The 12,797-nt window shown below is 73.4% G+C and carries 11 protein-coding genes and 2 pseudogenes; 11 read left to right on the plus strand and 2 right to left on the minus strand.

What is annotated here, in order from left to right:
* Nucleotides 1-89 precede the first annotated feature (89 nt).
* The 4 genes and pseudogenes from AB8Z75_RS22945 to AB8Z75_RS22960 all read left to right on the plus strand — a co-directional run.
* A pseudogene (locus AB8Z75_RS22945) lies at nucleotides 90-275 on the plus strand (serine hydrolase); the annotation flags it as partial.
* A 122-nt stretch (nucleotides 276-397) separates the two neighbouring features.
* Nucleotides 398-556, plus strand: coding sequence for a hypothetical protein (locus tag AB8Z75_RS22950; protein ID WP_369204927.1), 159 nt, complete (start codon nucleotides 398-400; stop codon nucleotides 554-556).
* A gap of 88 nt (nucleotides 557-644) precedes the next feature.
* Nucleotides 645-1,181: a GNAT family N-acetyltransferase gene (locus tag AB8Z75_RS22955; protein ID WP_369204929.1), complete on the plus strand. Its 537-nt coding sequence runs from the start codon at nucleotides 645-647 to the stop codon at nucleotides 1,179-1,181.
* A gap of 671 nt (nucleotides 1,182-1,852) precedes the next feature.
* The gene (locus AB8Z75_RS22960; RefSeq protein WP_369204931.1) at nucleotides 1,853-2,866 is read left to right on the plus strand and encodes a small ribosomal subunit Rsm22 family protein; all 1,014 of its coding nucleotides are present in this window, start codon (nucleotides 1,853-1,855) and stop codon (nucleotides 2,864-2,866) included.
* A 34-nt stretch (nucleotides 2,867-2,900) separates the two neighbouring features.
* Here the strand turns inward: AB8Z75_RS22960 and AB8Z75_RS22965 are convergent, their stop codons facing one another.
* Nucleotides 2,901-3,299, minus strand: a complete 399-nt coding sequence (locus AB8Z75_RS22965; RefSeq protein ID WP_369204933.1) for a helix-turn-helix domain-containing protein — start codon at nucleotides 3,297-3,299, stop codon at nucleotides 2,901-2,903.
* Between the two features lie 334 nt (nucleotides 3,300-3,633).
* On the opposite strand from AB8Z75_RS22965, the gene AB8Z75_RS22970 reads away from it, so the two are divergent.
* Both AB8Z75_RS22970 and AB8Z75_RS22975 read left to right on the plus strand, forming a co-directional pair.
* Nucleotides 3,634-5,187, plus strand: coding sequence for an MFS transporter (locus AB8Z75_RS22970; RefSeq protein WP_369204947.1), 1,554 nt, complete (start codon nucleotides 3,634-3,636; stop codon nucleotides 5,185-5,187).
* Nucleotides 5,184-5,696, plus strand: coding sequence for a MarR family winged helix-turn-helix transcriptional regulator (locus tag AB8Z75_RS22975; RefSeq protein WP_369204935.1), 513 nt, complete (start codon nucleotides 5,184-5,186; stop codon nucleotides 5,694-5,696). The genes AB8Z75_RS22970 and AB8Z75_RS22975 overlap by 4 nt, the downstream gene beginning before the upstream one ends.
* Nucleotides 5,697-5,917: 221 nt before the next feature.
* Here the strand turns inward: AB8Z75_RS22975 and AB8Z75_RS22980 are convergent, their stop codons facing one another.
* On the minus strand, nucleotides 5,918-6,910 hold the full coding sequence (locus AB8Z75_RS22980) for an RNA polymerase sigma factor SigF (protein ID WP_369204937.1): 993 nt from the start codon (nucleotides 6,908-6,910) through the stop codon (nucleotides 5,918-5,920).
* Between the two features lie 261 nt (nucleotides 6,911-7,171).
* Here AB8Z75_RS22980 and AB8Z75_RS22985 point away from each other — a divergent pair, with 261 nt between their 5' ends.
* From AB8Z75_RS22985 to AB8Z75_RS23005, 5 genes and pseudogenes are all read left to right on the plus strand, one after another.
* Complete coding sequence (locus tag AB8Z75_RS22985) at nucleotides 7,172-7,570, plus strand: STAS domain-containing protein (RefSeq protein WP_369204939.1); 399 nt, start codon at nucleotides 7,172-7,174, stop codon at nucleotides 7,568-7,570.
* A 495-nt stretch (nucleotides 7,571-8,065) separates the two neighbouring features.
* Nucleotides 8,066-8,542 carry an ATP-binding protein gene (locus AB8Z75_RS22990; protein ID WP_369204941.1) on the plus strand — a complete coding sequence of 159 codons (477 nt, stop codon included), beginning with the start codon at nucleotides 8,066-8,068 and terminating at the stop codon, nucleotides 8,540-8,542.
* A 251-nt stretch (nucleotides 8,543-8,793) separates the two neighbouring features.
* Nucleotides 8,794-9,579, plus strand: coding sequence for an LPXTG cell wall anchor domain-containing protein (locus AB8Z75_RS22995; RefSeq protein ID WP_369204943.1), 786 nt, complete (start codon nucleotides 8,794-8,796; stop codon nucleotides 9,577-9,579).
* 713 nt (nucleotides 9,580-10,292) lie between these two features.
* Nucleotides 10,293-11,306 (plus strand): DUF916 domain-containing protein, encoded by a 1,014-nt coding sequence (locus AB8Z75_RS23000; protein WP_369204945.1) that lies wholly within the window; start codon nucleotides 10,293-10,295, stop codon nucleotides 11,304-11,306.
* Nucleotides 11,303-12,340: pseudogene (locus AB8Z75_RS23005) on the plus strand (neocarzinostatin apoprotein domain-containing protein); the annotation flags it as partial. The gene AB8Z75_RS23000 and the pseudogene AB8Z75_RS23005, both read left to right, overlap by 4 nt.
* Between the last annotated feature and the right edge of the window lie 457 nt (nucleotides 12,341-12,797).

The raw sequence follows: 12,797 nt of genomic DNA on the forward strand, positions 1-12,797 counted from the left end.
GTCGAGTACGAGGCTGGTGCGGGGGGGGGGGGGGGGGGGGGGGGGGGGGGGGGGGGGGCCCCGGCCCCGACGCCGGACCTGGCCCCGACGCCGGCCCCGGTTCGGGCTCCCGGGCCGCCGGGCACACCGGTTTCACCGGCACCAGCCTCGTACTCGACCCCGCCACCGACACCTTCCTGGTGCTGCTCGCCAACACGGTGCACCCGGTACGCAGGCCCGCCGACAGCCGTCCCCGCGCGGCGGCGGCCACCAGGCTGGCCCGGGCGGTGCGCTGAGCTTGTCCCCCGACCTTTCGCCCGGTGCAGGGCGATGAGAGTCTTCTCGCGGCCGACGGTTTTGCCCACGTCGTAGCGGGGTGCCCGGCGTTTGTTCGGGGCTCCGGATGGACGGTTCGGCGGTGGTCGTGGATGTCCGCGCTGATGAGCGGATCGAGCTCGACCGCAGAGAGATCTGGACCCGGCTCATGGACGACCACGACATCTCCGTGTCCTACTCCTCCATCCACGTCTACTTCCGAACCCGCCCACGGCCCGCTGGCTGCATCAGTGAGTCCTGACACCGCTTGCCGATCGGGAGCCGACAGCGCCCAGTGTCGGCCGAGGAATCGCTTGGCCAGTACTCGGCGGAGAGATCATCATGTGGAAATGCCTGACAACCGATCCTCTGCGGCACCGACTGTGATGCGGCTCTCCCAGTACACCAAGGCGGATCAGGAAGAGATCCTCGGCAACAGCGATGATCCCTTCGGTGTCGGCTCGACCGGTCTGACCTGGCTGCCGAAAGAAGAACACTTCGGCATCAGACACGAAGACCGCCTCGTGGCACACGCTGGCCTGCTGCGACTGCCTGTCGCGATCGGCGACACCAAGACAGAGGTGGTGGGCGTCGGCGGGGTGGCCGTCGCACCCGGCATGCAAGGTCAGGGCCTGGCTCGGCTCGTCGTCACAGCTGCCCTCGAGCACGCCCGCACGATGGGTCCTCAGCACGCACTCCTGTTCTGCCGGCCTCCCCTCGTGCCGCTCTACCAGCGCCTGGGATGGCACCCTCTCGACATGGACGTACTCGTCGAACAACCTGAAGGCCGTCTGGTGACCATGCCACTGCGGACCATGGTGACGCCCCTCCACAGCGACGCCCGCTGGCCCTCAGGGCCAGTACGACTGTTCTCGCTCCCTATGTGACGGAGGGACACCCAGCACGGCGACAAGGGCCACCCATCCCACACCGGTGGCCGACCCGCCTCACCTGATCGTTTGCCAACCAATCCAGTCGCCGCAGGCCAACGCGAGCAGAGCGACCCACTTCGCTGTCAAAGGACAGTCACGTGCACCTCGGTCGGAGCACATGATCAGGCGAAGGCCGCTTCAGCGTCTGGTGAATGCTCGCGTGAGGAACAAGTTCGGGCGGCGGCAGACTCACCGAGCCCAGCTCAGTCACCTTGGACTGTCAGGGGCGGTATGCCCAGAACAGGGCATGTCCGCCATTGCCCTCTGGGATGAACTCCTCCCGCTCGATCACCAGGCCGGCCTGGGCAATCCACTCACGGTTGGTGGCAGTATCCGGTGGTCGCAAGACACAGCGAACGAATATCCCCTTCGTCGGTCACCAAGGCGAGCGGACGTTGGAGAACAAGCTGAGGGTATGCGGCGGGGGCGTGCGCCGAGGGCGTACTGCCGACGGGTACTGGCGCGGGGGAGCCTGCGGGCCGCCTCGGCCGCGCCGGGCTCCTGGGCCGCGCCGGGTCTGGGCCCCGCAGGCCTCTGGGCCGCGCCGGGCTCCTGGGGCGGGACGGGACGCGGGGTGGCTGGGGTGAGGCGCCGGGCGACACGCCGCGACTTCCTACACTGTCGTAGTGATCGAGCAAGAACTGCGCGGCGCGCTCGCCGCCCTCGTGGACGGGCTGCCCGCGCGGCAGGCGTCGGCCGCCGTGGAGCGGCTGATCAGCCACTACCGGGGCGAGACGCCCACCGGCGCGCCCGTACTGCGCCGGCGGGCGGACGCGGTGGCGTACGCCGCCTACCGCATGCCCGCCACCTTCGCCGCCGCCTCCGCCGCGCTGGACGCCCTCGCCGAACGGGCCCCGGGCTGGGCCCCCGCCTCCCACCTGGACATCGGCGGGGGGACCGGCGCCGCCGTATGGGCCGCGGCACGCGTGTGGGAGACCTCACGGACGGCCCCGCGGCCGACGACGGTCCTCGACTGGGCGGAGCCCGCCCTCGACCTCGGCCGCGAACTGGCATCGGGCGCCGACGCCGTACAGGCGACCGCCTGGCGTGCGGGGTCCCTGCGCGGCTCCGTGCCGGCCATGGAGCCCGCCGACCTGGTGACCGCCTCGTACGTGCTGGGCGAGCTGGACGCCGACGACCGGCACGCGGTCGTGGACGCGGCGGCCCGGGCCGCCCGGGGCGCGGTCGTCCTCGTGGAGCCCGGCACCCCGGACGGCTACCTGCGCATCCGCGAGGCCCGCGACGCGCTGCTGGCGGCGGGCCTGCGCGTCCTGGCGCCCTGCCCGCACGACGGCACCTGCCCCCTCGTGGTCGGACAGGACTGGTGCCACTTCGCCGTACGGGTCGCCCGCTCCTCCCTCCACCGGCGCGTGAAGGGCGGCGAACTCGCCTACGAGGACGAGAAGTACAGCTATGTGGCAGCCGTGCGGGGCGACCTCGGTGACTTCGGTGACCTCGGCGAGGACGCGGGCGCCGGTGGCCCGGCGCGCGTGGTCCGCAAACCGCTGCTCCGCAAGGGCCAGGTGCTCCTGGACCTGTGCGCGCCCGAGGGCGGCCTCACCCGTCGCACCGTCACCAGACGCGACGGCGCCGACACCTACCGTGCCGCCCGCAAGACCGACTGGGGCGACACCTGGTGAACCGGCCCCGGGCCCCCGGGTCTCCTGGCCCCGCTCAGGAGACCCGTAGCGCCCCGGCGCGGAAGTCCTGCGGAGCGACACCGTAGGCCGCGCGGAACGTCCGGGTGAAGTCCGCAGGGCGGGGAAAGCCCCAGGTGGCGGCTATCGCCTGGATGGTGTGGCCGGCCAGCCGCGGGTCGGCCAGGTCGCGGCGTGCGCGCCCCAGACGCTGGCGGCGTACCCAGGCGCTGACGGTGCAGCCCTGGCTCTGGAAGAGCCGGTGCAGGCTGCGGGTGGAGATGTGGTGGGCCGCGGCGATCGCGTCGGGGCACAGGCCCGGGTCGCCCAGGTGCTGCCAGATGAAGCTCTGGATGCGGGCGAAGAGCGCACGGCGGTAGGCCGCCGCTTCCCCGGTGCCGCTGGTGTCCGCGTGGTCCTTCTGACAGGTGTGCACGTGTCGTCCCCCGGTCGGTCCGAGCCGTCCTCGGTGTCCCCTCGACGGTAGGAAACCGCAGGCCGCGGCACATCCCGTCCAGGTTTCACCTTGCGTGTCGAACCAGGGGTTGAGGCGGCCCCCGTGTCGTCCCGGGGGAGTAGGCCGCGCCCCCTGCCCCGGCCCGAGAGGCGGGGCAGGCGGCGTTGTCGGTGACTGGTTGTAGAGTCATAACTGTTGTAGCCGTACAACCAACCAGGGGGGCCACTTGACGGGCGCGGACGCGGGCGCGGACAGGGATGTGGACACCGAGACGGACACCACGACGGACACCGAGACGGCCGCGGAGACGGACATGGGCGCGGGCGCGCGGGCGAACGCCGGCCCGCGGGCGGACGCCAAGCTCTCCCCGCGCCGCCGGTTTCTCGTCCTGGCGATCTGCTGCATGTCGCTGCTGATCGTCAGTGTCGACACGACGGCGCTCAACGTGGCGCTCCCGGACATCCGGGCGGACCTGGGCGCGTCCGTCTCCGGACTGCAGTGGGTGGTGGACGCCTACACCCTCGTGCTCGCGGGCCTGTTGATGCTGGCCGGCTCGACGGCGGACAGGCTCGGCCGCCGACGGGTCTTCCGCTGGGGACTCGCACTGTTCGTGCTGGGTTCGCTGCTGTGCAGCCTCGCGCCGGGGCTCGGCTGGCTGGTGGCAGCCAGAGCGGTGCAGGCGGTGGGCGGTTCGATGCTCAACCCCGTCGCGATGTCGATCATCACCAACACCTTTACCGAGCCGCGCGAGCGTGCCCGCGCGATAGGCGTGTGGGGCGGCGTCGTCGGCATCAGCATGGCGGCGGGCCCCTTGCTGGGCGGGCTGCTCGTCCAGGTGAGCGGATGGCAGGCGATCTTCTGGGTCAACGTGCCGGTGGGGCTGGCCGCCATGCTGCTGACGACGCGGTACGTTCCCGAGTCCCGCGCGCCGCAGGCCCGCAGAGCTGACCCCGGCGGGCAGGCCCTGATGGTCGTGCTGTTGGTGGGCCTGACCTTCGGCATCATCGAGAGCCCGCACCGGGGGCTGTCCTCGCCGCTGGTGCTGGGCTGCGCCGCCGTCGCCCTCCTCGCCCTGGTGGCGCTGCCGCTCCACGAGGCGCGCCGCAGCGAACCGCTGATCGACCCGCGCTTCTTCCGCAGCGTCCCGTTCGCCGGAGCGACGGCCACCGCGGTGTGCGCGTTCGCCGCGCTGGGCGGCTTCTTGTTCCTGACCTCCCTGTACCTGCAGGAAGTACGGGGCATGAGCGCGCTGCACGCCGGTCTGTGCATGCTGCCCATGGCCGTCATGACGCTCCTCTTCGCACCGCTCTCCGGCCGCCTGGTGGGCAACCGCGGGCCGAGACTGCCGCTGCTCGCGGCGGGCGTGGGCCTGGCGGCCTGCGGGGTGCTCTTCGCCCGTACCGCCTCCGCCGATCTGCCGCTCGGGGTGCTCTTCATCGGGTACGTCCTCTTCGGCATCGGCTTCGGCCTGGTCAACGCGCCCATCACCAACGCCGCCGTCTCCGGTATGCCGCGGGCGCAGGCAGGGGTCGCGGCGGCGGTCGCCTCGACGAGCCGTCAGGTCGGCTCCTCCCTGGGGGTGGCCGTGATCGGTGCGGTGATGGCCGGTGCGAGCGCGGGTGGTGCGGGCGGTGGGCTGAGGGGCGCGGCCGGGTTCCAGGACGCGCAGCGCACCGCCTGGTGGATCATCGCGGGCTGCGGTGCGGCGGTCCTCGCCCTCGGTGCGGCGACCACGGGCCGCTGGGCCCGGGGCACGGCGCGCCGCGCGGCCCACCTGCTGGAGGAGTCCACGGACGCTTCCACCGGGCCTGCCGCGCGCCCGGTGGCCCACTCGGCCCGTACGGGCGGGAAGGGGACGGCGGGATGAGCGCAGCGCACCCCGGAGGCCCGCGGGATCGCGAGGGACTGTCGGCCGACCCGGCGGCCACCCCGTCGGCCGATCCGCCGGCGGACCCGGTTGCCGACCCGTCGGCCGTGCGCGTCTGGCGCGACCTGCGCGCCCTCGTCCTCGAAGTGGCCGACGTCCGTACGCGGGTGACCGAGGAGTTGGGCATGAGCTACTTCCGGGCCAAGGCGCTCCGCCACATCGCCGCCGAGGGCCCCCTCACACTGAGCGCGCTGGCGGCGGGCCTGTTCGCGGACGCGCCGCACACCACCCTCACCGTCGAGTACCTGGTGCAGCGCGGCCACGTCACGCGGGAGCCGAATCCGGCGGACCGGCGGTCCAAGCTGGTCGAGGTCACCGAGCAGGGGGCGCGGGCTGCGGCTGCGATGGCTCGTGTCTCCGACACGCCGCCTCCGGCTCTGCGCGGCCTCTCGCAGGCGGACCTGACGACACTCGAACGCATTCTGGACAGCGCGTTGCGGGCGGACTGAGCCGCGGGGCACACCGGGCGGTGGCGCAGCGGCTGGCGGCGCAGCGGGCGGTGGCGCAGCGGGTGGTGGTGCGCTGGCACGGTGCGACGGCGCGCACCGTGCGACGGCGCGCACCGTGCGGGAAGGCCGAGGGCCCGGCCGGACTGGTGTGGTCACCGTCCGGCCGGGCCCTCGGCACACGGAGTGGGCCGCACACGCGTCGCCGCGTGGGGCGCCCCGCGTCACTCCTCGATCATCAGCCCCTTGCGGAGCTTGCCCAGGGTGCGGGAGAGGAGACGGGAGACGTGCATCTGCGAGATGCCGAGCTCCTCACCGATCTCCGACTGGGTCATGTTCGCCACGAACCGCAGCGAGAGGATCGTGCGGTCGCGGGCCGGGAGTTCGGCGATCAGAGGCTTGAGCGACTCGACGTACTCGATGCCTTCGAGGCCGTGGTCCTCGTAGCCGATGCGGTCGGCCAGAGCGCCCTCGGTGTCGTCCTCCTCGGGCTGGGCGTCCAGCGAGCTGGCGGTGTAGGCGTTGCTCGCCGCCATGCCCTCGACGACGTCCTCGGTGGAGATGTTGAGCCGCTGGGCCAGCTCCTCCACGGTCGGTGCCCGGTCCAGCTTCTGGGCGAGTTCGTCGCCCGCCTTGGCCAGGTCGAGGCGGAGCTCCTGGAGGCGGCGGGGTACGCGCACCGACCAGGACGTGTCGCGGAAGAAGCGCTTGATCTCGCCGACGATGGTCGGCATGGCGAAGGTGGGGAACTCCACGCCGCGGTCGAGCTCGAAGCGGTCGATCGCCTTGATGAGGCCGATGGTGCCGACCTGGACGATGTCCTCCATGGGCTCGCTGCGCGAGCGGAACCGGGAGGCGGCGAACTTCACCAGCGCGAGGTTGAGTTCGACCAGCGTGTTGCGTACGTACGCGTACTCGTGGGTGCCCTCTTCGAGGGTCTCCAGACGCCGGAAGAGCGTCTTGGACAGGGCCCGCGCGTCCAGCGGACCGACCTCGTCATAGGGTGGGATCTCAGGGAGCTGGAACTGCTCGAAGAGGTCGGCTTCGACCGCCTCGGCGATCGCGTCCGGGCTCGCCTGGTCGCCTGTGAGGGCGTCGGTGGGCAGGGGGTGGGTATCCGGCAGCCGGTCCGGGCTGTGCTGCTCCGGAACGGCGGGAGCGGTCGCGACCTGCATATCAGCGGGGTCGGATATCCCGTTGTCGAGCCGGGGTGACATGGCTGTCCTCCATGGTTTTCTCGGCATATGGCTGCCGAAGCCGTGACGTGCACTACGGGGTGCGGCGCCTCCAGGGCCGACGTTGGTTCGGTATCCCTACTAGACCTACCTGTTTCTCCACAGCCAGAGCAAGTTCGTTGTGTCTGGTTTTGGTGTGTTCTGTCTAATGTTCGGGTACCGGTAGAGCGGTCGAAGGCGTAGGGTTCGAACCGCTTGACGGGGGAAGCAGTGAAGGCCCTCACGCGATCAGAAGGGGTGTGCATGGACCGCGGGATGCCTGGCAGCACGAGCCAGGGCCGGCTGACGGTCGACCTACGGCACGAAGGAGGCAGTGCCGTGGTGACCCCGGAGGGTGAGCTCGATCACCACACCGCGGAGCTCCTGCGCGAGCCGTTGGAGCGCAGCGTCGACGAGGGGTACAGCCGCCTGGTCGTGGACTGCTCCCGGCTGGAGTTCTGCGACTCGACCGGACTGAACGTGCTGCTCGGAGCCCGGCTGAAGGCGGAGGCCGAGGGCGGCGCCGTACACCTGGCGGGGATGCTTCCCGTGGTGGCGCGGGTATTCGAGATCACGGGGGCCAACGCGGTCTTCACCGTGCACGACGACCTCGCCTCGGCCCTGCGACGGCCCTCGGGCGCGTCACAGCAGCCCGATGCGTGACCAGCGCGTTACACGCATCACACAGGTCCGGCTGAATCCGTAAGTGTTCTCGCGGTGCGGCCGGGCAGGAGTCCCTCGAATCTGTCAGACATTCGTGTACAGCGCGTCAGCCCGCCGTGTGCGGTGTGTGGTGTGCGGTACGGCGAATCGGTAACCGGTGATCGGTGAGGTGAACCACTGATGAGCACCACCCGGCCGCAACCGGCGGGCGACCGCGGTCCGGAGCCCGAGGGCCCACCGGCGACCGCGGCCCGCGGATGCCGCGCGGCCGGGAGCGCGGAGCCGGATCCGGCGGGGCCGGACTCCGGGGGGAGGGGCGCCGCGCTGCCGGGCTCCTCCTGGTCGGACTCCGCTCGGCCGGGGCCCGGTCAGGCGGGGGGCGCTGACGCGCAGGTGCGGGCCGGAACGGATACTGGGCGTGGGCCGACATCCGGAATCTCGAATTCCGCGGCTGCTTCCACGTCCGCACCCGAACCCGAAGGGGGGAGTGGCGCCATGGAGACCGCTGCGGAGAGTGCGGGCTCGGCCGCCGCAGGGGCCACACGCCAGGCAGGGCGGCCGATGCGGCAGGTGCGCAGACTGCGGCTCGTCGGCGCCAGCGGCGCCGTACCCAGGGCGCGGGACTTCACCCGCCAGGCACTCCAGGACTGGGGGTGGCTCCCGGCCGCCACCGCCGACCAGCGCGCCGCGGCCGAGGATGTCCTGCTGGTCGTCTCCGAACTGGTCACCAACGCGTGCCTGCACGCCAGCGGACCCGAGGAACTGCGGGTCGGCGCTACCGCGAAGGTGCTCAGGCTGGAGATCGTCGACCTCGGCAGCGGTTCGCCCTCGCCGCGGACCCCGCACCGTGCCGGGCGCCCCGGCGGCCACGGCATGTTCATCGTCCAGCGGCTGTGCCTCGACTGGGGCGTGGTGCGCAACGCGGAGGGTCCCGGCAAGACCGTGTGGGCGGAGCTGGCAGCTCCCAGCTGACCCGCTGGATCCCCCGCCCCGCCCCCTCGGGCGCGGGCGTGCGGGCTCTCGCGCGAGAAGGGCCCGGTGGCCGCGGTGGCCGCCGGGCCCTCGCGTTTTCCCCGGCTCTGGTGCGGGGCGCCGCGTGTCCGGCCCGCTTTTCGCCCCGCCCTTGCCGACGCTCTTCCATCGTCAAGGGGGCGGGGTTACTGTCGGCGCCAAATCTGATGTGTCGTCAGTAACTTGCGAGTCCGGATGAAGGGGGAACCCCCGTGTCCCACAGCAAGCAACGCCCCGCCCGCACGGCCGCCGCCACGGCCGTGGCCACCCTCGTAGCCGGATCAGCCGTCCTGCTGAGCGCCCCGGCCGCGAGCGCCACCACCGTGGACGTCGACTACCAGTGCAAGACGCCCATCGGGAACAAGGGCGCCGTCTCACCCATCGACATCAAGTCGACCAAGGGCGGCAGCGGTTACAAGCTCACCATGTCCTTCGAGAAGGGCGTCTCCTCCAGCCCCGTCGAGCTCGGCAAGGGGGCGATGAACCCCAGCGCCAAGATCAAGCTCGGCGGTGCCGAGACCGGAGACGTCGCGGTGAAGGGTCCGCCCAACGACAAGGCCATCCCCGCCAACTCGCCGATCAAGATCCCCGACCTCTCCGGCACCTATACGCCCAAGAAGAGCGGCAAGGTGACCTTCACGGCCGGGACGCTCACCATCAAGGCGCTGGGCACCACCACCACCTGCCAGCCCAAGAACAACCCCAAGCCCTCGCTCACCCTGGACGTGACCGCTTCCGGCGGCGGCTCCGACGGCGGTTCCGACGGCGGTTCGGGCGGCGGTGACGCGTCCGGCGGCGCGGCCTCCGGCGGTGGCGACGCGGCGACCGGCGGCGCGGCGAGCGGAGGCAGCCAGTCCGCCTCCGGCGGCGGGGAACTGCCCAAGACCGGACCTGCCGACTCCGCCGTCGCCCTGGGCACCCTCGGCGGCACCGTCCTGCTCGCCGGGATCGGCGGCACGCTGTGGATCACGCGGCGCAAGGCCGCGGTTCGGCACTGACCGTGCGGGGCCGCGTCGACCCCGCACGGGATGCGCCGGTCGGTCCGGTGCCGCCCGCTCCGGCCCCCGGTGGGCAAGCCGCCGCCGACGACCCCGACGTCGCCGTCGGCCGGGCCCGTCCACGGCACGGGCCCGCCGAGGGGCCGGAAGCCGAGCCGTCGCCGGAGCCTGCCTCCGAACTGCCCGGGTGCGGCGGGACGGAGCCGCCCCTGGCGCGGCAGACGGCACTGCACGCGGAGGACGCCGGTCTGCGCGGACGTCTTGGGGCGCGGTTGTCCGGCAGCATCGGGCCGAAGGCAGGTGCCCGGCCGGATGACGGATACGCCCGGCTGGATGAGGGTGCCTTGCCGGGCGACGGAGGGGCGTTGCCGGACGACGGAGGTGCGTTGCCGGGCGACGGAGGTGCCCGGCCCGGTCAGGGCGCTGGGCCGGGACGGCGCGCGGGCCGACGTGCGGACCGGAGCGCGGACCGGAGCGCGGGCCGACGCGCGGGTCGGAGCGCGGGCCGACGCGCGGGGTGGGCCGGTTGGATCGAGGGCATGGGCAGAGGGGAGCGTGGGGGTGCCGTGGTGTCCAAGGGTGCTGCATCCTGTGGGCGCGGTGACGCCGCGGCGCGGACGGCGCGCTCACGCCGGAGGCCTCTTCGATGGGGTGCGCGGGCGGGCTCCGGGCTCGTGCTGGCCGCGAGTTGTCTGCTCGGCGGCGGAGCCGCCGTGGCCGCGCCGGCGGCCGACGACGCGTCCTGGTCGGCCTCGCCAGTGCCGCCCGAGGGGGCGACCGCCGACGCGGCCAGACCGTTCTTCTACCTGGAGGGGCCGCCCGGCACCGTACTGAAGGACACCCTCGCGCTGACCAACGAGAGCGGCGAGCCCCGTACGTTCCGGCTCCGCGCAGCCGACGCGTACAACACCCGCGACGGCGGCTTCGCCGTACGTGACGAGGGGCGCAGCGAGGGGGCGGGGAAGTGGCTCGACCTCGCGCAGGACACCGTCGAGGTGCCGCCGCGCACCCGCGCGGACGTCCCGTTGCAGGTGACCGTGCCCGACAGCGCCGTGCCCGGCGACCACCCCGCGGCCGTCGTCGTCAGCGACGGCGAGCGCAGCTCCGGCGTCCGCCTGCACCTGCGAGTGAGCGGCCCGTCCCTGGCCGCGCTGAGTGTGGAGGACGTGTCCGTCCGGGAGCGGGACGACGGCTCGGCGGCGATCAGCTACACCCTGGTCAACCGCGGGAACACCGCGTTGCGCCCCCGCCTCGCCTTCCGCGCCGACGGACTGTTCGGGGAGCTGACGCGCCGCGCGGCACATCAGTTGCCTCTCGAACTGCTGCCGGGACAGCGCGTCACCCGGCACGAACGGTGGGCGGACCCGCCCCGTGCCGACCTGGCCCACGTGCGGCTCACCGTCACGGCGGGCGGCGGTGCCCGGGACGAGACCACGGCCTCCTACACCGCGATCCCCTGGGGCTGGGGTGGCGGAGTGCTGCTCGTTGCCGCGGCGGGGGGCGCGGGCTGGTACCTGCGGGGCAGGCGGCGCGGGAACGGCGCCGGACGGGCGGAGCTCTCTGGGGCCGGCAAGGCGGAGGGTGACGGCGCTCCGCGCGCGGGGGCCGACGGGGGTCCGACGGACGCCTCCGGCCCTTCCGGTGACGTGCCCGCCGGTGTGCGCGGGGGCGGCGCCAGGGACGAAGGCGGCGGCGAGCACCACGAGTTGACGGGAGCGGTGACGTGAGAACGACCAGCATCCGCAACGGCACGCCGACCCGCGCCGGCAGAGCCGCACTCCTGGCGACGGTCCTGGCGTGCCTCGCCCTCCCCGCCCTGACGCCTGCCTCGACGGCCCAGGCGCAGGCCCAGGCCCAGGCCGCCCGGACCCAGACCCAGGCCGCCCAGGCCCAGGGCGAGGCCCGGGCCCAGGCCGCCCAGGACCGGACCCAGGCCGAGGCTCCGGCTCCGGCTCGGGTCCCGGGCTCTGCCGGGTCCCGGGTCGCCGACAAGGACGAGCCGAAGATCACCCTCTCCAGGGACGAGGCCGGCGCCGGGGCGACCGTCACGGTGCGGGGAACCGGATGGCGTCCCGACACCCTGCTCACGCTCCTGCTGTGCGGCCAGAACGCGATCGGCGGCACGAACGCCTGCGCCAACGCGGAGGGGCAGGCCGTCACCACCGACGGCAGCGGACGCTTCAGCAAGGATCTCCCGGTCGCCGAACCGCCCAAACCGTGTCCGTGCGTCGTACGGGCGGCGACGGTGACAGGTGCGTACGCGGCGGCGGACGCGGCCTTCGAGGTCGCGGGCCACCCCGTCGAGAAGCTGCCCAAGCGGCGTACCGGCGGGCGGCTGGCCGTCCTGGCGGCACGGCTGGAGGGGGAAGGCGGACTGCTCAACTGGTTCGGCGCCCCGCAGGAGCGGACGCTCGTGCTGACGGTCGGCAATCTCGGCTCCGACCGTGCCAGGGACCCGGTCTTCGAGGTGGGCACCTCGCACGGCGTGCTGGCGCCGGAGTGGGAGCGCCAGCGGTGGCGTGGCACCGTCGACCCGGGCGAGAAGGCGCGGATCGAACTGCCTGTCGAGCTGGCCTCCGGAGCGCACGGTCGGTACACGGTCGCCGCCAAGCTGGACCGCCGCGTACTGACCGAGCAGCCCTGGGAGGTCGCACGTCCCTGGGGCGTCACCCTGTTCTGGGTGCTGCTGTGCGTGGTCGTCCCCGCGGTGGTGTTCCGGCTGGGCATGCTGGTCGTCGACCGACTCCGCCCGCGCGGCCCGGACGGCCCGGGCACCGCCACGACCACCCCGCACCGCGCACAGCGCCGCGCGGGGTGGCCCACCAGCGAGGGGCCGTCCACCGGCGAGGGGCCGTCCACCGGCGCGGGCGCGCCGGCCCGCGCGCCGCGCGCCCGTACGAGGCGCCGAGGCACCGCAACCGGTCTGCGGGCTCGGCTCCGTGCCGCGCGGGACCCCCGTCGTCCCCAGCCGGCACACCGTTCCGACGCCGGCACGGGCTCGGAAGCGGACACCGGCTCCGATGCGAACACCGGCTCGGACGTGGACACCGGCTCGGACGACGACGCGGGCTCGGCGGCCGACACCGGCACCCCCGGCGCCACCTCTGCCCCCGGCCCCGTTCCCCGAGCACGTGCAGGAGGGCGGGGGCGGCCCTGGTTCGCTCCGGACATGGACGCCCGGCCTCGTGCGCGGGAGGAGCGGGCGGCGGAACCGGGGG

The sequence above is a fragment of the Streptomyces sp. PU-14G genome (genome assembly GCF_041028275.1).
Lineage (GTDB): Bacteria > Actinomycetota > Actinomycetes > Streptomycetales > Streptomycetaceae > Streptomyces.